The organism is Streptomyces scabiei 87.22 (assembly GCF_000091305.1).
Taxonomy (GTDB): Bacteria; Actinomycetota; Actinomycetes; order Streptomycetales; family Streptomycetaceae; genus Streptomyces; species Streptomyces scabiei.
The window spans coordinates 8,851,522-8,868,406 of record NC_013929.1 but is presented as its reverse complement, the minus strand read 5'-3'; the positions used below and the strand labels follow the sequence as shown (position 1 = coordinate 8,868,406).

Annotated in this window: 16 protein-coding genes; 6 read left to right on the top strand and 10 right to left on the bottom strand. The window is 72.8% G+C overall.

Annotated elements, in window-relative coordinates; translation table 11 throughout:
- Positions 1-2 precede the first annotated feature (2 nt).
- Positions 3-878 (top strand): acyl-CoA thioesterase, encoded by an 876-nt coding sequence (locus tag SCAB_RS38300; protein WP_013005410.1) that lies wholly within the window; start codon positions 3-5, stop codon positions 876-878.
- Here the strand turns inward: SCAB_RS38300 and SCAB_RS45640 are convergent.
- The 7 genes from SCAB_RS45640 to SCAB_RS38270 form a co-directional block, all read right to left on the bottom strand.
- On the bottom strand, positions 765-1,922 hold the full coding sequence (locus SCAB_RS45640; RefSeq protein ID WP_193789221.1) for a DUF6397 family protein: 1,158 nt from the start codon (positions 1,920-1,922) through the stop codon (positions 765-767). The two genes, SCAB_RS38300 and SCAB_RS45640, sit on opposite strands and share 114 nt — an antisense overlap.
- A 130-nt stretch (positions 1,923-2,052) precedes the next feature.
- The gene (locus tag SCAB_RS38295) at positions 2,053-2,466 is read right to left on the bottom strand and encodes a roadblock/LC7 domain-containing protein (protein ID WP_013005409.1); all 414 of its coding nucleotides are present in this window, start codon (positions 2,464-2,466) and stop codon (positions 2,053-2,055) included.
- A 225-nt stretch (positions 2,467-2,691) separates the two neighbouring features.
- Complete coding sequence (locus SCAB_RS38290; RefSeq protein WP_013005408.1) at positions 2,692-3,297, bottom strand: GTP-binding protein; 606 nt, start codon at positions 3,295-3,297, stop codon at positions 2,692-2,694.
- 188 nt (positions 3,298-3,485) lie between these two features.
- On the bottom strand, positions 3,486-3,899 hold the full coding sequence (locus tag SCAB_RS38285) for a DUF742 domain-containing protein (protein WP_037722854.1): 414 nt from the start codon (positions 3,897-3,899) through the stop codon (positions 3,486-3,488).
- A 20-nt stretch (positions 3,900-3,919) separates the two neighbouring features.
- Complete coding sequence (locus SCAB_RS38280) at positions 3,920-4,357, bottom strand: roadblock/LC7 domain-containing protein (RefSeq protein WP_013005406.1); 438 nt, start codon at positions 4,355-4,357, stop codon at positions 3,920-3,922.
- Positions 4,354-6,903, bottom strand: a complete 2,550-nt coding sequence (locus SCAB_RS38275; RefSeq protein WP_037722920.1) for a sensor histidine kinase — start codon at positions 6,901-6,903, stop codon at positions 4,354-4,356. The genes SCAB_RS38280 and SCAB_RS38275 overlap by 4 nt, the downstream gene beginning before the upstream one ends.
- 52 nt (positions 6,904-6,955) lie before the next feature.
- A complete protein-coding gene (locus SCAB_RS38270) occupies positions 6,956-7,732 on the bottom strand; it encodes an MHYT domain-containing protein (RefSeq protein WP_013005404.1) in 777 nt (258 codons plus the stop codon).
- 152 nt (positions 7,733-7,884) lie between these two features.
- Between SCAB_RS38270 and SCAB_RS38265 the strand changes: the two genes are divergently transcribed.
- The 3 genes from SCAB_RS38265 to SCAB_RS38255 all read left to right on the top strand — a co-directional run bounded on the left by SCAB_RS38265 (position 7,885) and on the right by SCAB_RS38255 (position 10,024).
- The gene (locus SCAB_RS38265) at positions 7,885-8,484 is read left to right on the top strand and encodes a class I SAM-dependent methyltransferase (RefSeq protein WP_037722853.1); all 600 of its coding nucleotides are present in this window, start codon (positions 7,885-7,887) and stop codon (positions 8,482-8,484) included.
- 240 nt (positions 8,485-8,724) lie between these two features.
- Positions 8,725-9,024 (top strand): hypothetical protein, encoded by a 300-nt coding sequence (locus tag SCAB_RS38260; protein ID WP_013005402.1) that lies wholly within the window; start codon positions 8,725-8,727, stop codon positions 9,022-9,024.
- 136 nt (positions 9,025-9,160) lie between these two features.
- Positions 9,161-10,024, top strand: a complete 864-nt coding sequence (locus SCAB_RS38255) for a hypothetical protein (RefSeq protein WP_013005401.1) — start codon at positions 9,161-9,163, stop codon at positions 10,022-10,024.
- Between the two features lie 52 nt (positions 10,025-10,076).
- Here the strand turns inward: SCAB_RS38255 and SCAB_RS38250 are convergent, their stop codons facing one another.
- Complete coding sequence (locus SCAB_RS38250; RefSeq protein WP_037705135.1) at positions 10,077-10,265, bottom strand: hypothetical protein; 189 nt, start codon at positions 10,263-10,265, stop codon at positions 10,077-10,079.
- Positions 10,266-10,526: 261 nt separating this feature from the next.
- Here SCAB_RS38250 and SCAB_RS38245 point away from each other — a divergent pair, with 261 nt between their 5' ends.
- Together SCAB_RS38245 and SCAB_RS38240 are read left to right on the top strand one after the other, a co-directional pair.
- Positions 10,527-13,373 (top strand): DEAD/DEAH box helicase, encoded by a 2,847-nt coding sequence (locus SCAB_RS38245; RefSeq protein WP_041671196.1) that lies wholly within the window; start codon positions 10,527-10,529, stop codon positions 13,371-13,373.
- Positions 13,370-14,686 (top strand): SWIM zinc finger family protein, encoded by a 1,317-nt coding sequence (locus SCAB_RS38240; RefSeq protein WP_013005398.1) that lies wholly within the window; start codon positions 13,370-13,372, stop codon positions 14,684-14,686. The genes SCAB_RS38245 and SCAB_RS38240 overlap by 4 nt, the downstream gene beginning before the upstream one ends.
- 165 nt (positions 14,687-14,851) lie before the next feature.
- Here the strand turns inward: SCAB_RS38240 and SCAB_RS38235 are convergent, their stop codons facing one another.
- Together SCAB_RS38235 and xylA are read right to left on the bottom strand one after the other, a co-directional pair.
- Positions 14,852-15,142: a hypothetical protein gene (locus SCAB_RS38235; protein ID WP_013005397.1), complete on the bottom strand. Its 291-nt coding sequence runs from the start codon at positions 15,140-15,142 to the stop codon at positions 14,852-14,854.
- A gap of 471 nt (positions 15,143-15,613) precedes the next feature.
- Positions 15,614-16,780: a xylose isomerase gene (gene xylA / locus SCAB_RS38230; protein WP_013005396.1), complete on the bottom strand. Its 1,167-nt coding sequence runs from the start codon at positions 16,778-16,780 to the stop codon at positions 15,614-15,616.
- Positions 16,781-16,885 lie beyond the last annotated feature (105 nt).

The window sequence follows — 16,885 nt, the reverse complement described above, 5'->3', positions numbered from 1 at the left end:
ACATGACGACCAACCCCGCCGAGCGGCTTGTCGACCTGCTCGACCTGGAGCAGATCGAGGTCAACATCTTCCGCGGGCGCAGCCCGCAGGAGTCCCTGCAGAGGGTCTTCGGCGGCCAGGTCGCCGGGCAGGCGCTGGTGGCCGCCGGCCGCACCACGGAGGGCGACCGGCCGGTGCACTCGCTGCACGCGTACTTCCTGCGCCCGGGCCGGCCGGGGGTGCCGATCGTGTACCAGGTCGAGCGGGTCCGCGACGGGCGGTCGTTCACCACGCGCCGGGTCACCGCCGTGCAGCAGGGCCGCACGATCTTCAATCTGACCGCCTCCTTCCACAAGCCTGAAGAGGGGAGCTTCGAGCACCAGCTGCCGCCCGCCCGGAAGGTGCCGGACCCCGAGTCGCTGCCGACGGTGACGCAGGAGATCACCGAGCACCTGGGCGAGCTGCCGGAGCAGTTGGAGCGCATGGCCCGGCGTCAGCCCTTCGACATCCGCTATGTCGACCGGCTGCGCTGGACCCCCGAGGAGGTCGAGAACGCCGAACCGCGCAGCGCGGTGTGGATGCGGGCCGTGGGGCCGCTGGGGGACGACCCGCTCGTGCACACCTGCGCGCTGACCTACGCCAGCGACATGACGCTCCTGGACGCCGTCCGGATCCCGGTCGAACCTCTGTGGGGGCCACGCGGCTTCGACATGGCGTCGCTGGACCACGCCATGTGGTTCCACCGGCCGTTCCGCGCGGACGAGTGGTTCCTGTACGACCAGGAGTCACCGATCGCGGTGGGCGGCCGGGGACTGGCCCGCGGCCGTATCTACGACCTGGAGGGCCGCCTGCTGGTGTCGGTCGTCCAGGAAGGGCTGTTCCGCAAGCTCGGCGCCTGACCGGCCGGCCGACGCGCGGGGCCCGCGCCGGAGCCGGCCCAGCAGGCCGCGCAGTCCCTCGGGTGCCGTGCCCGCCGTCGGCCGTGGAACCCCGGGACGCCGCCCGGTCCCGGCCCGGCTCGGCGACGGGCCCGGTGTTGCGCTCCGGGCGGCGGTGGGCGCGGGCACTTTCCGACGCGACCGCGGCGCCAGGCGGTGGGCGCGTGCCTCGGCGAGGGCCTGCAGGAGGTCGGTGCGCAGCCACGCGATCTCATCGGGATCGTCCGCCGTCATGATCCCCGCGATGATCCGTGCGGCGGGCGAGTCGGGTGGGGACTGGGCGGCCCGGAAGGGCCGGTGGTGGTTCAGTTCGGCGCGCTCGTAGGGGTCCTGGACGATCTGCGCGACCTGGATCGGATCGAGCAGGGAGGCCGGGGCCGCGGCGCGCCTCCACGGGTCGTCGGACTGGCGCAGCAGGAATCCGAGTTGGCGGCCTCGCCAGTTCCGGGGCCGCAGGTCCAGTCCCGCTCCCAGCTGACGCCTCGCGTCCTGCGGCATGCGGCCCGTCAGCCAGCGGGCGTTCTTCTCGTCGGCCGCGAACTGCCGCAGTTCGGCCGCCGGATAGAGCCAGACCACGGTCCGGTACCGGTTGAGGGAGAACGTGACCGGTGTGACCAGCCCCAGTCGTGCGAGGCGGGTGAACCGCGAGACGGCCACGCCCAGGATCTGAGCCGCCGGAAGGGAACTCACGGCTTCGACGCGTTCCCGCAGCGTTTCCGGGAAGCCCTCGGCTGCCCGGAGCCGGTCGATCTCCGACTGTGCGATCCGGCGGGCTCCGCCTTCGTCGACGGTGCGCAGGCATCCCAGATGTACGGCGAGGTCGAGTTCACTTCGTTTCAGGCCCAGTTCGCGGGCGGCTCGGCCTGGTGCGAGGGTGCGGCCGTTCGCCCGGGCCGGTGTGGGTGCCGGGGTCTGCGCCGTGGTCTGTGCCGGGGCCGCGCCCGGTGACGTGGTCGTTGCGGTTGTGCCGTGCGTGGTGGATCGGGTGACGGTGTCGCCGGGCATGACGGTTCTCCCCCGTGTGGTGCGGTGCTCGCGCCGGTCCTGCGCTCGCCTCGGGAAAAACCGTAGCCCGTTCACGGAAAGTCGTGTTCGGCCTGTGGATAACTCGGCCCGCATCGACGAGAACAGCAGGTCAGCGGTCCAGCGCGGCGGAGCGTTCGGGCTGGCGGGCGTCCACGCGGAGGTGTTCGCCGACGCGGTTCACCAGCAGTGTCATCTCGTAGCCGATCAGGCCGATGTCGGCTTCCGCGGCGCTGAGCACACACAGGCAGCTGCCCGGTCCGGCCGCGGTGACGAAGAGCACCGCGTCGTCGAACTCGATCATGGTCTGTCGGACGTCGCCGGCACCGAAGTGACGCCCCGAGCCCTTGGCGAGGCTCTGCAGTCCCGAGGAGACCGCGGCCAGGTGCTCGGAGTCCTCGCGCCGCAGACCGGTGCTGGCAGCGGTGACGAGTCCGTCGTTGGACAGCACCAACGCATGCCGTATGGGTTCGACGCGCTCGGTCAGGTCGTCCAGCAGCCAACCGAGTCCCGCGTTCCGCACCATCGTCCCTACTCCCCGTGTCGTCGCTCCCCCCTGGCAAGGAGGATCCGACGATTCAGCCTTCCCCACCGCCGTCGCCGGAGCAAGCAGGACGGGGACATGGCAGAGAAGATGACCGACAAGGCATGCCGGGACTTCCGGGCGAACTGCGACAACGGGCGCTTCCCCGCCCGAATCAGCGGTGTCAAGGGCCCGAAACAGGCCAGGGCGGGGCACGTCGCCGCCGGTTCAGCCCACGGAGTCGAGCAGCCGGGCGGTGTGCATCCGACCGGCGTATTCGACAAGCCGTACGAGTACTTCCTTGCCGGAGTCGCGGTCCCGGGCGTCGCAGAGGACGACGGGGGTCCCCTCGTCGAGATCGAGGGCGCGCGAGACATCGGGGACGCCGTACGCGCGGGATCCCGAGAAGCAGTTGACGGCGACCACGAACGGGATGTGCCGGTGCTCGAAGTAGTCGACGGCCGGAAAGCAGTCCTGCAGCCGCCGCGTGTCCGCGAGGACGACGGCGCCCAGAGCCCCTTGCGCCAGCTCGTCCCAGAGGAACCAGAACCGGTCCTGGCCAGGTGTGCCGAACAGGTACAGCGAGAGTCCGGACCTGATGGTGATGCGCCCGAAGTCCATGGCCACGGTGGTGGTGACCTTCTGGTCCACCCCGTCGGTGTCGTCCACCGACTGACCCACCTCGCTCAGGAGCTCCTCGGTGCGCAGGGGTCTGATCTCGCTGACCGCGCCGACCAGGGTGGTCTTGCCCACGCCGAATCCACCGGCGACGAGGATCTTCAGTGCCAGGGCGCCCGTGTCGCCCTCTGTCTCATCGGAGTGCTCGGAGACCATCGATCACTTCTCTCGGGAGTGTCGGCCGTGGTCGACATCGGTAGGGCTGTGAAGAGTCAGCATCATGGCAACTGCCACCCGTCCGTGTGGCGTTGTACCGGTTTTTCATTTCACCGACCGCTTCGTGCGTGTTCGATGCCTGGTTCGTGGCGCAAGTCGGCGCGGGTGCGACGCATGTGTCTGTTCGTCTACAGAGCCCTGAGCCCCTCGATCACCTCGCGCAGGATCCGCTCGTCCGGCAGCCGCGCGGGAGGCACGGGACGGCTGACGGTGATCCGGCCCATCTCCAGGAGGTCGCCGAGGAGGACCCGCACGACACCGACGGGCAGGTTGGTGTCCGCGGCGAGTTCGGCGACGGACTGCTTCTCCGTACGGCACAGCTCGACGAGGGCGCGGTGCTCGGGGCCGAGCAGGGCGTCGTCGGTACCGGGTGCCTCCGCGCAGAGCGCGACCAGGGCGATCAGGTCGAAACGGGTCCCGCCCGGGCCGGACTTGGTGCGGCCGCCCGTCATCGCGTAGGGCCGGACGAGCGGCCCGGCCTCGCTGTCGTACCACCGGCTGTCCGACGGCTCCTGCGCGGCGCCTGTGCTGCCCTCGGTCATGAGCAGGGCCCGTTCCTGGTTCATCCGGCCGCGGGTGGGCGCGCGCCGGCGCGTGTGGGTGTGCGGAGGTGCTCTCCGACGCGCTTCACCAGCCGGGCCATCTCGTACGCCACCAGCCCGATGTCGGCCGTGACCGCGGTGAGGACGGCGAGACAGGATCCGTCGCCGGCGGCGGCCACGAAGAGGAAGCCCTCGTCCATCTCCACCATGGTCTGGCGCACTCCGCCGGCCCCGAAGTGGCGGCCCGTGCCCTTGGCGAGGCTGTGGAAGCCGGAGGCGACGGCGGCGAGGTGTTCGGCGTCCGCTCGTCCGAGGTCGCCGGAGGCGCCGACGGCGAGGCCGTCGTTGGACAGGACCACGGCGTGCCGCACCTCTTGCACGCGCAGCACCAAGTCGTCCAGCAGCCAGTCGAGTTCACCGGACCGCTCGGTGGCCCTGGCTCTCGGGTCCTGGATCATGCGGGGTCTCCTTCGTCGCTGTCGCTGCCCGCCTGGGGGCCTTGGGTGATGCCCTTGCCGGGTGTCCTGCCGCCGCCTCGCACCCAGCCGTCGCGGTAGGCCGTCATGCGGTCCCTGACGAGTTCCGGGGTGCGGGTGTCGTCGGGTGGGGAGGGCGCTGTCCGCGTGGTCTGTCCGGCGCGCTGTTCACGGAGCTGGGGTGCGAGATGTGCCTGGCGTACCCGGCGCGGCAGTTCGCCGTCGTCGTCCCGTTCCGGCACGTGGCGTGGGGGCCGCAGTGCGGTGACGCCGGGCGGGGGCTCGGGCGGGCCGTCCGCCGGGAAGGGTCCCGCGGAGGCGGCGGGCGCCATGAGGGCGCGCCGGTCCTCGGCCGGTTCGACGGGTTCCTGGTGCGGGGCGGCCGCCACGCGCGCGTACTCGCGTTGCTCGGCCGGTGGCTGTGCTTCGGCGACGGTGTGGGCGGACCGTGCCGGCGTCCCGCTGTGGAGCAGAGTGGTCGGCAGAAGGACCACCGCGGTGGTGCCGCCGTAGGGCGAGGTCCGCAGGTGGACCTTGATCTCGTGGCGGGCGGAGAGGCGGCTCACCACGAACAGTCCGAGCCGGTCGCTGTCGAACAGGTCCAGGGCTTCGGACTGTTCGATGCGACGGTTGGCCTCGACGAGGGTCTCCTTGCCCATGCCGAGGCCCCGGTCCTCGATCTCGACGGCGTATCCGTTGCCGACCGGTTCGCCGGTGATCCGCACCCGCGTGTGGGGCGGTGAGAACTGGGCGGCGTTCTCGACGAGTTCCGCCAGGAGATGGGTGAGGTCGGCCACGGCGGCGCCGGAGATCTTCGCCTCGGGCAGTTGCCGCACCTCCACGCGCGCGTAGTCCTCGATCTCGGAGACGGCGGCGCGGACCACGTTCGTCAGGGAGACGGGCAGCCGCCAGGCGCGCCCGGGGGCGGCCCCGGAAAGGATGATCAGACTTTCCGCGTGGCGTCGCATGCGGGTGGTGAGGTGGTCGAGGCGGAAGAGGTCGCTGAGTTCGTCGGGGTCGTCGGACCGGCGTTCCATGCTGTCGAGCAGGCTCAGTTGGCGGTGGACGAGGATCTGGCTGCGCCGGGCGAGGTTGACGAAGACTCCGGAGATGCCGCCGGCGAGTTCGGCACGCTCGACGGCGGCGTGCAGGGCCGCTCGGTGTACCGTGCCGAGGGCTTCGGCGACCTGACCGGCCTCGTCCTCCGCGGGCGGTCCGGGCGGCGCCTCGGTGTCGACGTCGATCTCCTCCCCGGCGCGCAGTCTCCGCATGGCGTACGGCAGTTTCCGGCGAGCGATCTCCAGGGCGTCGTTGCGCAGCTTCACCAGTTCGACGACCAAGCCCCGTCCGATGCGCACGGAGATGACGAGGGAGGCGGCGACGGCGGCGAGGCCGAGGAGTACCGCGGCCCCCGCCGGAGTGAGCAGGGCGCGGGTGAACGGGCCGGAGGAGTCGGCGGCGCGTCCGGCGTCGGACTCGATGCCGCGCATGTCGTCCTGCACGCGCGTGTGGGCGGCCTGCCAGGAGGCCTCGGGGGCGGCGTGGAGCGCCCGGGTTCCGGGCCCGCCGGTGAGCACCGCGTCCTCGACGCCCCGCAGATCGGCGTAGGCGCGTTCACCGGCGAGTTCCTGCCAGGCGGTTCGTTCGCGGCCGCGCAGGTCGGCACCGGCGGCCTCGGTCAGGGTGCGGCGGGTGTCGACGGCGCCGGTGAACAGGCGCAGCCGCTCACGGTCGAGGGTTCCGGCCAGGCGAGCGCCGGCCAGGACCGTGTCCTCCTGGGCCAGGGCCTCGCCCGCGCGGGAGAACTCCAGCAGTACGCGCGCGTCGGAGCCGCGTTCGGCGTCCTGGACGCCGGTGAGCGCGCCGCCCACGCCGAAGGCGGCGGCGATGGTCGAGGTGTACCGCTCGTACGCCTCGGTCCAGCCGGTACGGCGGTCGAGCACCGAGGTGCGCAGCGCGCTCAGCCGGTCGGCACCGGTCACGAACCCGGCGAGTCGTTCGGCCACGCCGGCGGGCAGGTCCGCGCCGTCGGCGACGGTGTGCCGGTCCCCCAGACGCAGCGCGTCGACCGCCCGGCCGGTGCGCTGCGCCGTCGTCCGCAGTTCGCGCTCCCCTCGGGTGGAGGGCCTGGTCGCGTAGCGCACGGCGGCCACGCGCTCGGCCTGGAGCGCGGCGACGGCGTCGGCGACGGGGCCGCGTACGGAGGCGTCGACGCGCTGCGCCTGCCGAATGCCGGCGATGTCCTGGGCGGTGGTGACGGTGGCGTACGCCCACAGGGCGAGCAGGGAGACGACCGGCACCATGAGCAGGCAGACGATCTTGGCCCGGACGGTGCGGGGGCGTATGTGCCATCGGCCGGCGCGTGCGGGCGGCCCGGTCGTCGGGGCGCCGGTCTCGTCGGGGTCGTGGCGGCCGCCGGGGTCGAGGCGCTCGTCGGCGGGGGGTCCGGCGTGGGCGCGGCGGCCGCGTACGGCGGGCCGGAGCGGCGTCTCTGCGTCGGCTGTCGGGGTTCTGCGGGGTGTACGCATGGCCTCCTCCATCGGGGTGGCTCGGGGGCGGGTCTCGAAAGCCGCCGCGCGGCTAGTGGGCGGCGGCGTTCTCGACCGGTCGCTGGGCCGACGCGGACGCCTCGCGCTCCCCGGCCGTCGGTGACAGCGCGACGAACGCCGAGGTGAGGAAGAGGTAGGACCCGAGGCCGACGGCGAGGGGGAAGATGAACTGCATCGCCGTGGCCCCGGGCAGGGCCGCCCCGGACGGAGTGACCTCCACACGCACCGCCCACATAGCGGTGTAGTGCATGCTGCTCACCGCCGCCCCCATGACCAGGGACGCGACGGTGACCGCGAGGGGCGACTCGATGTTGAGCGCCGCCCAGAGCGCGGCGGTCGCGGCCACCACGGCGATCACGACGGAGAGCGCCACGAGCGGCGGATCGTAGGTCACGTCGCCGTGCAGCCGGACGGCGGCCATGCCCAGGTAGTGCATGCTCGCGACGCCCAGGCCGGTGGTGAGCCCGCCCAGCAGGAGGGCCCGACGCCGGTCCCGGCTGTAGCCGATCGCGAAGACTCCGCCGCAGACCACCGTCATCGCGACCAGGAGGCTGAGGATGGTCAGGGGCACGTCGTAGCGGATCTCGGTGCCGCCGACGCCGAAGCCGAGCATCGCCACGAAGTGCATGGTCCAGATGCCGGTGCCGATCGCGGACGCCGCCGTGACGAGCCAGTTGCGACGGGACCTGCCGGTGGTGGCGAGCGCGCGGACCGTGCAGCGCAGCCCGAGCGCGGCGCCGATGGAGGCCATGGCGTACGAGAGTGCGGGGGTCAGCCAGCCGAAGGTGGCGTGGTCCAGGTGTCCCATGGGTCCGGGACGCTAGTGGGGGCACGGGAGCACAAAGGGGGCGCATTTCGAAAGGTGCTGGAATGTGGCGCATATATGCACCGCGACGATCGCCTGCCGCCCGAACCTGCGCGTCGCCTTCCGGGCCGTTCCGGTGAGGGATCATGCGGAACATGAGTGACGACCACACACATGTCCAGGAGTTCTTCACGGCACGGGCGGCGCACTGGGACACCCGCTTCCCCGACGACGGACCCGCCTACGCGGCGGCGGTCGCCGACCTCGGCCTGCGGGCGGGCGAGCGGGTGCTGGACGCGGGATGCGGCACGGGACGCGCGCTGATGCCGTTGCGCGCCGCCGTCGGGCCTGCCGGCGTGGTGCTCGGGGCGGACCTGACGCCCGCCATGCTGGAGGCCGCCGCACGGGCCGGACGGGACCGCGACGGGCAGTTGCTGCTGGCCGACGTCGCCGCGCTGCCGCTGCGCGGCGAGTCGCTGGACGCGGTGTTCGCCGCCGGCCTCGTCGCGCACCTGCCGCACCCGGCCGAGAACCTGCGGGAACTGGCGAGGGTGGTCCGGCCGGGCGGCACGCTGGCGCTCTTCCACCCCATCGGCCGGGCGGCGCTCGCGGCACGCCAGGGGCGACGGATCACCCCGGAGGACCTGCGCGCCGAGGGAAATCTGCGACCGCTGCTGGCCGCCGCGGGCTGGCGCATGACGTCGTACGCCGACGAGGACACCCGCTTCCTCGCGCTCGCCACCCGCGACAGCTGAGCCACGATTCGGGCCGCGGGAGTCCGGAGAGGCAGGGCGGCGTCGTGCCGGGCGGGGAGAACCATGAGGGCCTGGGGAGAAGTCGTGAGGGCCGGAACGCCCGCGTCCTGAATGCATCGCTCGCACGCACCCCGGCCCGTCCTCCCTCTTATGCAGCGCCGGCTCCGTCTTTACGTTGATGAGGACGCTTTACGTTGATGAGGACGGCTGTGAACCCGACGCGGAGGGTAGGTAGTCCGTATGTTCGAGAGTGTTCGCAAGTCCATCGGCAGATTCTTCGACTCGTCGTCGCGCACCGAGAACACCGCGCGGGAGACGAAGCGCACACACAACCTGTTCGAGGCGGCCGCCGTCTACATCTCCGCGTGCGCCGACGACGACCAGGACCAGGTCGACGAGGCCGTGACATGGGTGTCGCCCGAGGCCCTGTCGTTCGGGGTCAGCGAGCTGGCGTGCCGGGCGGTCATCGCGCTCGCGAGGGAACGGGACGAGTCTCCCCAGACGGTCGCGCGGTCGCTTCTGGGGCTGCCCGCCGCCTGAACCGGCGCGGTCCCGGTCGATTCCGCCCCGCCCGTCCGGACACCTGCGCCCGCGTACCGGGTTCCTGCTCGTGACAAGGGCCCGCCGGGCGCATTAGGGTGCGCCGACGGACGAGCGAGAGCAATGGGAGGCCGGCATGGCCGGGACGGACGAAGACGCCGTCACCGCCGGGGACGACGACGCACTGTATGTGCTGACGGCGGTACTGCTCACGCCCGCGAACTTCCCCAGCGTGCTGGGCGACGACTATCCGGAGGCCTGCGCGGCCCTCGGCCTGGCGCCGCTCGCCGACGGGTACGGGATCGTCCTGGGCCAGGACGGCGACGGCGCCCGGTGGACGGTGGCGGTGGACGACGTGTCGCTGGTCGCGGTGGCCATCGCGTCGTGGGACTGCGGCATGGAGTACGACCTGTCACCGGACGAGCATTCGGTCGTGGCCGCGCTGCCGGGTTGGCCCCTGGCGGTGGCGGTGGCGGCCCCGGGCGTGCCCGCCCCGCACGACCCCGACCCGGAGGTGTCGGACCTGCCGCCGCTGAGCCCTCCGGACACCGGCACGTGGGGTCCCGCCCAGCGGCGCCTCGGAGCCGACGAGATCGCTCTGCAGTGGTCCAGATGGCGGGAGCAGATCGACGACGCCGCGTTCGCCGGGCAGGACGGCCCGGACCCGGCGGTGCCGGACGGCGCGGTGCCGGCAGGGGCGGCGACCGATGCCGACACCGGCCAGGCCGTCCCTCGCACGGGCATCCGCCGCGTCCTCGCCGAGGCACGCGCGTACGTGGAGTCGCCGCCGCCCCTGGGGCGCGTCCGCTCCTCCTTCGCGCCGGGCGACGCCCGCACGCTCCGGGCCGACGGTCCCGGCTGGTCGATGGTGGCCAGGACCGACGACATCGCCTTCGTCCTGCTGGACGAGGAGCCCGGCGAGGTCCTGCCGGTGGGCCGGGGACCGGAACTGCCCGGCCTCCTGGAATCCCTCGACAAGATCGCCGTACGCCCCAACTGATCTTCGGCGTTCCGCCGGCCCGCACGCCCTCGCGCACCGGGCCGGCGGTGACTCACCGGCCGAGTTCCTTGCGGCCGACCCGACGCAGCCTGCGCCGCTGTGAGGGGTCCAGCGCGAGGTACGCGGCCGTGGGAATCCCCAGGACTATCAGGAGATTGGCCCAGAAGGGGAAGGGCAGAAGGATCAGCAGGACGATCCCGATTGCCGCACCCCCCGCGACGATCTTCGTACTCTTCGACATCTGCGTCGCCTCCTTCGCGGCCACTGCCGCTCTCTGTCCTGAAAACGGGAGCGGAGTCCCGGCGGTTCCGGACCACGACCCTGACGCGTCCCTGAGTCGAACCCCCGTACAACCCTGAGATGCCCCCGACACAGCGCGGGAAAAGTGACCCACATCACTCTCTCTCGAGGGCGGTCTGGAGTGTGAGGCGATGTACCCTCGGCAATTCTGGCTGCGGTAGTCAAATTTGAGGAGTCTCGAATCCCTGTGCCGACGAAGCTCATGGCAACCCCCTCCGCGATTTCGGTCCCGGCCCACTGTCACGCCGTCTTCGTGGCGGCGGACCCGGCCCGCACCGGCCGGGTGGTCTTCTGGCGGGCGGACGGCTCGGCGCCGCCCCCGCTGCCGCACGGCTCTCCCGACGAGCTGACCGTCGTGCTGCCCGGCGACGACGGCGTCGGGCAGGTCACGGTGCCCGCTGTGTCGTTGCCGGTGCGCGCCGCACTCCCGCTGCTGACCCGCGCGCGTGCCTCGGCGGACGCCGACCGGACGACGGCGTTCTGGGGCGCGGCCTGCTTGCTGGCGCTCCAGTTCGCCGCGCGCGGACTGCTGTTGCCCGGTGTCACCCAAGGCGGCCATGACGCCTGGCGGGCGGGCCCCCTGCGGGCGGAGGATCTGGACCGGGTGAGGGAAATGGCCGCCGCGATGCCGCCCGAGGCACACGCGGTACCCGTCGGCGACGGCGAACCGTGGCGACTGCCCGATCCGGAGCGGCTGCTGCGCGCCTTCCTCGACGCCGTCGTGGACACGCTCCCCCGCTCCCCCGCGGCCGCCATCGCGGCGGGCGGCCCCGCCTTCGCCGCGCAGGAGCCCCGGCACATCCCCGAGCAACGAGACTGGGCCGCGGATGTCGCCGCCGGACACGACGCGGGCGTCCGCGTCTCGCTGCGCGTCGAGGTCTCCGGCCTCACCTCGGCCGGGGCCGACGATCCGGGCGATGCGCCACCTACGTTCCGCGCCGTCCCGCAGGTGCACAGCGTGGACGACCCGGCACTCGTCGCCGACGCCTCCGTCGTGTGGGCCGCCGCCGGGCCCTTCGGGCCCCGTGCGCGGACGGACGCCCTGCTGGCGCTGCGCCGTGCGGCCCGCGCCTGGGCGCCGCTCGCGCCGCTGCTGGCCGCAGCCGTGCCGGACGCCGTGGAACTCGCCGACGAGGAGGTCGTCGAGCTGCTCGGGGAGGGCGCCCGCCTGCTGGCGGCGGCCGGTGTCGATGTGCACTGGCCGAAGCAGGTGGCACGCGGCCTGACCGCCCGGGCGGTCGTCGGCCCGCCGGACGAGGAGCAGGGCTCCGCGCGAGGCAGGTCGGCCGCACCGGCGTATCTGTCCTCCGACGCGCTCCTCGCCTTCGACTGGCGGTTCGCCCTCGGCGACCAGCGGCTCACCCGGCAGGAGCTGGACCGACTCGCGGAGGCGAACCGGCCCATGGTGCGGCTGCGCGACCGGTGGGTGCTGGTGGACCCGGAGGAGATCCTCCGCGCGCGTGCTCAGCGGGACCGCAAGGTGTCGCCCGTCGACGCCCTCGGCGCGGCGCTGACGGGCTCCGCGGAGGTCGACGGCCGGATGGTCGAGGTGCAGGCCACGGGGTGGCTGGCGACGCTCGGGGAACAGCTGTCGGATCCCGAGGGGCACGAGCCGGTCGGGCAGCCGTCCGCTCTGGCGGCCGTCCTGCGGGACTACCAGCTGCGCGGTCTCGACTGGCTGGCCCGGACGACCTCCGTGGGCCTCGGCGGCTGTCTCGCCGACGACATGGGCCTCGGCAAGACCATCACGCTGATCGCCCTGCATCTGCACCGTCAGGCGGACGCGGCGTCCGCGGGACCCACCCTCGTGGTCTGTCCGGCCTCGCTGATGGGCAACTGGCAGCGCGAGATCGAGAAGTTCGCCCCCGATGTGCCGGTGCGCCGCTTCCACGGACCCTCGCGCCGCCTGGACGGTCTCGGCGACGGGGAGTTCGTCCTCACCACGTACGGCACGATGCGGCTCGACGCGCCGCACCTCGCCGGCGTGACCTGGGGCATGGTCGTGGCGGACGAGGCCCAGCACGTGAAGAACCCCGGCTCGGCCACGGCGAAGGAACTGCGCACGATCGGGGCACGCGCGCGCGTGGCACTCACCGGCACTCCGGTGGAGAACAACCTGTCCGAACTGTGGGCGATCCTCGACTGGACCACTCCGGGCCTCCTCGGCACGCTCGGCACCTTCCGTTCCCGCTACGCGGATGCCGTGGAGGGCGGCCGGGACCCCGTCGCCGCCGAACGGCTCACCCGTCTCGTTCGGCCGTTCCTGCTGCGCCGCCGCAAGTCGGACCCGGGCATCGCGCCGGAACTCCCGCCGAAGACCGAGACGGACCTGGCCGTGTCCCTCACCAGGGAACAGGCGGGGCTCTACGAGGCGTTGGTCCGCGAGACCATGGCGGAGATCGCCCGCGCCGACGGCATGGAACGGCGCGGCCTGATCATGAAGCTGCTGACCGGGCTGAAGCAGATCTGCAACCACCCCGCCCAGTACCTCAAGGAGGAACGGCCGCGCGTCCCGGGCAGATCCGGGAAGACGGAACTGCTGGACGAACTGCTGGACACCATCCTCTCCGAGGGGGCCGGCGTCCTGGTCTTCACGCAGTACGTGCGCATGGCGCGACTTCTGGAACGTCATCTGGCGGCGCGCGGCGTACCCACGTTGTTCCTGCACGGCGGGACGCCGGTGACCGAGCGCGAGTCGATGGTCGAACGGTTCCAGGCCGGCGAGGTACCGGTCTTCCTGCTGTCGTTGAAGGCCGCGGGCACGGGGCTGAACCTGACCCGCGCCGAACATGTCGTGCACTACGACCGCTGGTGGAATCCGGCCGTCGAGGCGCAGGCCACCGACCGGGCGTACCGCATCGGGCAGACCCGTCCGGTGCAGGTGCACCGGCTGATCGCGGAGGGGACGATCGAGGACCGCATCGCGGACATGCTGCTGAGCAAGCGGAAGCTGGCCGACGCGGTGCTGGGCGGCGGCGACACTGCGCTCACCGAGCTGTCCGACGCCGAACTGGCCGACCTGGTGGAACTTCGGGGGGACACACGATGACGCGACGCCGGGGACACGACGACGAGCGCACGTTCACCTTGCCCGCCCCCGCGCCCGGACGGGCTCTGGCGCGGACGTGGTGGGGACGGACCTGGTTGACGGCGCTCGAGGACGCCGCTCTGGACGGGCAGCAGCTGAAGGCGGGGCGCAGACTGGCGCGCGCGGGGGCGGTGGGCGCGGTCTCGGTGCGCCCCGGGCGGGTCACCGCCGTCGTCCAGGACCTCGACGGCACCGCTCACCGCGCCGATGTGCTGCTGCAGGAGCTGACCGACGATCAGTGGAATCGCTTCGTGGGCATGGCGGTGGAGCGGGCCGGGCACGTCGCGGCCCTGCTCGACCGTGAGATGCCACCGCACCTGGTCGAGGACGCCGCGACCGCCGGAGTCGAACTTCTGCCCGGCCTCGGTGATCTGGAGGCGGAGTGCGCCTGCGGGGCCTGGGACCACTGCGGTCACACCGCGGCCCTCTGCTACCAGGTGGCCCGGCTGCTGGACCGGGACCCGTTCGTCCTGCTGCTGATGCGGGGGCGCGCCGAGCGTGCGCTCCTGGACGAGCTGCAGGTGCGCGGCAGCAGCCCGGTGGCGGACGGGCGGACGGCGGCCGGGCAGGTGGCCGCGGAACACCTTCGGGGAGGTCGCCGGGACGGGCTGGACGCCGCCGAGGCGTTCGCGGCGGGCGCGATCCTTCCGCCGTTGCCGGAGCCGCCGGTGCTGCCGGTCGGTCCGGGCCTGCCGGCCTCCCTGGACACCGAGGTCCCGCCCGCCCCCGGGGTGGACCCGGCCGCGCTGCAGTTCCTGGCGGCGCAGACGGCCCGTCAGGCCCGCACGATGCTGGCCGAGGCCCTCCGGCCCGGTCATGAGTGGCAGCCCCTGGAGGAGGAGTCGACCGTCCGTCAGGACGTGGTGCGGCTGGCCTCCGGCGATCCAAGCCCGGGTGTCACCGCGCGGCTCGGCGCAGAATTCGGGCGGGGCCGGGACGGGCTGGACATCGCGGTGCGCGCCTGGCGGTCCGGCGGCGCCGCCGGACTCGCCGTCCTGGAGGAGGAGTGGCACGTACCGGCGGAATCGCTCGCACGCGCGCGTGGCGCTCTGGCGGCGGCCTGGGACGAGGACGAGCGGCCCGCGTTGCGGTCCGTGCACAACCGCTGGACCGTGATCGGCGGCTCGGCCCAGCTACGGCTGAGCCGGGACGGCCGCTGGTGGCCCTACGGCAAGGAGCGGGGGCGGTGGGTGCCAGCGGGACCGGCGTCGCACGATCCGGCGACGGCGCTGGCAGCCGTACGGACCTCGGCCGGAGCCGGGACCGACGGCTGACGGTCCCGGGCGGTCGAGCGGCCCGGGCGTCGTCCACGCGCGTACCCAACTGTCGGCGGGCGCGCGCCCTGGGTGGCACCCGGCGCCCGAGGGGGCCCTGGCTGCGAGCGCGGCGAAGTCTCTGCGAGTCGGGCGAAGTCCGGCTCGCGGCCCGGCGGTTCCCGCTCACCCGATGTCGCCGACCTGGTCGGGAAGGAGCGAGCCGAGGTCGCCGGGAAGCTCGCTCGGGAACTCGCTGGGCAGGTCGCTCGGGAAGCCGGAGGGAAGCGTCGGTAGGTCGCTGGGCAGTTGCGAGGGGAGGCTCAGCGACGGAGTCGGGGTGGGCGAACGGCCCGTACGGCCGACGGTTCCGCCCTGCTCCCCATCGTCCGGTGATCCCTCGCCACCGGAGACCGCGAGAACGGCGGCGACGATCGCGCCCAAGGCGATGATCACGGCCGCCACGACGAGGGTCACCGTGCGTCGGCGAAGAGGAGGAGGTCCGCCGGGCGGACCGGGTGGCTGCCAGCCCCCGCCCTGACTCGGGGGCTGGCAGCCACCACCCTGCCCCCAGGGAGGCAGGGCACCGCCCTGTGCAGGGGGCCCGAAGGCCCCGGGCGGTGGTGTGTGTCCCCCGGTCGGATGGCCCGGCGGTGGTCCGAAGCCCCCTGCAGGGGGTCCGGCACCGTGGTCGGGGGGTGTGGTGTTCTCCGGCGGCTGCGACGGTGTCGGCGGCATGCCCATACCGACCAGAGTCGCCGTCGGACGGCCAAGTCGCGCCCCATATCGGGAAGTTGCTGCCAATTCATGCCGTGAAGCGCATGGTTCCGGAGAATTCCGTGCGGGAAGCGACCGAACAGGACCCGAAAGGACACTGCTGCGAAGGCCGGCCGGAGCGGCGGGAGGCGGCTGTCACGCGGCGGCGGACAGGGCCTCCCACGCGCGTGCTCAGCCCCGGGCACCCAGCAGGTGGTCCATGGCCAGCTGGTCGAGCTGCTCGAAGGCCATGCCGCGCGCGGCGGCGGCCTCGGCGTCGAACTCCTCGAAGGCCGTACGGTCGGCGAGCAGGGCCTGCAGGCCGTCGGCGGCCGTCGCCTGGGCCAGCTGGTCCAGGCGCGCGGCGCGCAGTGCCTCCTGGACCGCCGGGTCCGCACGGAAGGCGGCCGCACGCTCCTTGAGGATCAGGTAGTTGCGCATGCAGCCCGCGGCCGACGCCCAGACACCGTCGAAGTCCTCGGTACGCGGCGGCTTGAAGTCGAAGTGCTTGGGGCCCGCGTACCCGGCGGACTCCAGCAGGTCGACCAGCCAGAAGGCGGAGCGCAGGTCGCCCGCGCCGAAGCGGAGGTCCTGGTCGTACTTGATGCCGGACTGGCCGTTGAGGTCGATGTGGAAGAGCTTGCCCGCCCAGAGCGCCTGGGCGATGCCGTGCGGGAAGTTCAGACCGGCCATCTGCTCGTGGCCGACCTCGGGGTTCACGCCGTACAGCTCCGGGCGCTCCAGGCGCTCGATGAAGGCGAGAGCGTGGCCGACCGTGGGGAGCAGGATGTCGCCACGCGGCTCGTTGGGCTTGGGCTCGATCGCGAACTTCAGGTCGTAGCCCTGGGAGGTCACGTACTCGCCGAGGAGGTCGAAGGCCTCCTTCATGCGGTCGAGCGCGTCCCGCACGTCCTTGGCGGCGCCGGACTCGGCGCCCTCACGGCCGCCCCAGGCGACGTAGATCTTGGCACCCAGCTCGACCGCCAGGTCGATGTTGCGGATGGTCTTGCGCAGCGCGTAACGGCGCACGTCGCGGTCGTTGGCGGTGAACGCGCCGTCCTTGAAGACGGGGTGCGTGAAGAGGTTGGTGGTCGCCATCGGCACGGTCATACCGGTGGCGTCCAGGGCGGCGCGGAAGCGCTTGACGTGCTCCTCGCGTTCGCCGTCCGAGGATCCGAAGGGGATCAGGTCGTCGTCGTGGAAGGTGACTCCGTAGGCGCCGAGGTCGGCCAGGCGCTGCACCGTCTCGACCGGGTCGAGGGCGCGCCGGGTGGCGTCGCCGAACGGGTCCCTTCCCTGCCAGCCGACGGTCCACAGGCCGAAGGTGAACCTGTCGTCGGGGGTGGGCTGGTAGTTCATGCCGCGGCTCCTTGCGCTCCGACTATTTCGTCATGGCGATTTACAAATTAGTATGCGGACGTGTCTCCGGGAAGGCAAGATGTCGCCCGGCAGAGGCGCCGGCCG